General features: G+C 51.9%; 1 rRNA gene. It reads right to left on the bottom strand.

Features of this window, described 5'->3' with window-relative positions:
• Positions 1-13: 13 nt before the first annotated feature.
• Positions 14-2598 (bottom strand): 23S ribosomal RNA (locus ACESON_RS15155); the annotation flags it as partial.

Here is a 2598-nt window from a genome sequence, read left to right as displayed (position 1 = left end):
TCCCTAAACCTTATTGGTTAAGCCCTCGACCGATTAGTAACAGTCAGCTCCATGTGTTACCACACTTCCACCTCTGCCCTATCTACCTCGTCGTCTTCAAGGGGTCTTACTACTTGCGTATGGGATATCTCATCTTGAGGGGGGCTTCACGCTTAGATGCCTTCAGCGTTTATCCCTTCCCGACTTGGCTACTCGGCCATGAGTTTGATACTCAACCGATACACCAGAGGTCAGTCCATCCCGGTCCTCTCGTACTAAGGACAGCTCCTCTCAAATATCCTACGCCCACGCCGGATAGGGACCGAACTGTCTCACGACGTTCTGAACCCAGCTCGCGTACCGCTTTAATGGGCGAACAGCCCAACCCTTGGGACCTACTCCAGCCCCAGGATGCGATGAGCCGACATCGAGGTGCCAAACCACTCCGTCGATGTGAACTCTTGGGAGTGATAAGCCTGTTATCCCCAGGGTAGCTTTTATCCGTTGAGCGATGGCAATCCCACTTTATACCACCGGATCACTAAGTCCTAGTTTCCTACCTGCTCGACCCGTCGGTCTCGCAGTCAAGCTCCCTTATGCCTTTGCACTCTACAAATGGTTTCCAACCATTCTGAGGGAACCTTTGAGCGCCTCCGATACCCTTTCGGAGGCGACCGCCCCAGTCAAACTCCCCGCCTGACATTGTCCCCCATCCGGTTCACGGATGCAGGTTAGAAACCCAGTCACACAAGGGTGGTATCCCAACAGCGGCTCCATGAAGACTGGCGTCCTCATTTCTCTGCCTCCCACCTATCCTGTACATGTATAACCGAATCCCAGTATCAAACTGGAGTAAAGCTCCATGGGGTCTTTCCGTCCTGGCGCAGGTAACCAGCATCTTCACTGGTACTTCAATTTCACCGGGTGCATTGTCGAGACAGCGCTCAAATCATTACGCCTTTCGTGCGGGTCGGAACTTACCCGACAAGGAATTTCGCTACCTTAGGACCGTTATAGTTACGGCCGCCGTTTACTGGGGCTTAAATTCAAAGCTTCGATTGCTCTAACCTCTCCTCTTAACCTTCCAGCACCGGGCAGGCGTCAGCCCATATACCTCACCTTTCGGTTTTGCATAGACCTGTGTTTTTGCTAAACAGTTGCTTGAGCCTATTCTCTGCGGCCTGCTCTCGCAGGCACCCTTTCTCCCGAAGTTACAGGGTCATTTTGCCGAGTTCCTTAACAATGCTTCTCCCGCCGGCCTTAGGATTCTCTCCTCATCCACCTGTGTCGGTTTACGGTACGGGCACATGTAACACAATAGCGGCTTTTCTTGACAGTTCGAATCTTCAGCTTCCCTACTTTTATTCGGTACGCGTCACGTCTTCGGATTGAGAAGCGGTTTTTCCAACTCCTCTCCTACCTCGCTTGCCCCGGTCTTTTCATTCCCGGGTCTGATTATCGCCCTGTGTCCCCACAGTTCTGATTACATGCGGTACAGGAATTTCAACCTGTTATCCATCGACTACGTCTTTCGACCTCGCCTTAGGCCCCGACTTACCCAGAGCAGATCAGCTTTACTCTGGAAACCTTAGATATTCGGCCTGGAGGATTCCCACCTCCATCTCGCTACTCATTCCGGCATTCTCTCTTCTTAAAAGTCCACAGCTCCTTATCGGTACTGCTTCGCCCCTTTAAGAATGCTCCTCTACCACTCATCTTTTCAGACGAGTCCGCAGCTTCGGTGTCGTGTTTCAGCCCCGGACATTTTCGGCGCAGGACCTCTCGACTAGTGAGCTATTACGCACTCTTTGAATGTGTGGCTGCTTCTGAGCCAACATCCTAGTTGTCTTTGAAATCCCACATCCTTTTCCACTTAACACGCACTTTGGGACCTTAGCTGGCGGTCTGGGCTCTTTCCCTTTTGACGACCCAACTTATCTCGTGCCGTCTGACTCCCGCGAAGCATCTGGCTGGCATTCGGAGTTTGATATTCTTTGGTAGGCTTTGACGCCCCCTAGGAAATTCAGTGCTCTACCTCCAGCAGACTCTCGCGAGGCTAGCCCTAAAGCTATTTCGAGGAGAACCAGCTATCTCCGGGTTCGATTGGAATTTCTCCCCTATCCACACCTCATCACCACCCTTTTCAACGGATGTGTGTTCGGTCCTCCACGAAATTTTACTTTCGCTTCAACCTGGACATGGATAGATCACCCGGTTTCGGGTCTGCCCATACTGACTCTGGCCCTATTCAGACTTGGTTTCCCTTCGGCTCCGCACCTTCAGTGCTTAACCTTGCCAGTACAGGCAACTCGCCGGACCGTTCTACAAAAAGTACGCGGTTGCACCTTAACGTGCTTCCACAGTTTGTAAACACAGGGTTTCAGGTTCTCTTTCACTCCCCTCCCGGGGTCCTTTTCACCTTTCCTTCACAGTACTATGCGCTATCGGTCACTAAGGAGTATTTAGCCTTGGGGGGTGGTCCCCCCGAATTCCCACAAGGTTTCTCGTGTCTCGTGGTACTTTGGATTCCGCTCGCTCTCTTCTGATTTCATGTACGGGGCTTTCACCCTCTCTGGCGGGACTTCCCAGACCCTTCCATTATCATACGAGTCACTTATT

The organism is Lachnoclostridium sp. Marseille-P6806, from assembly GCF_964238185.1.
In the GTDB taxonomy this organism is placed as follows: domain Bacteria; phylum Bacillota; class Clostridia; order Lachnospirales; family Lachnospiraceae; genus Brotaphodocola.
Note: the sequence above shows the minus strand (reverse complement) of the source record. Positions and strands in the feature narration are given on the sequence as shown.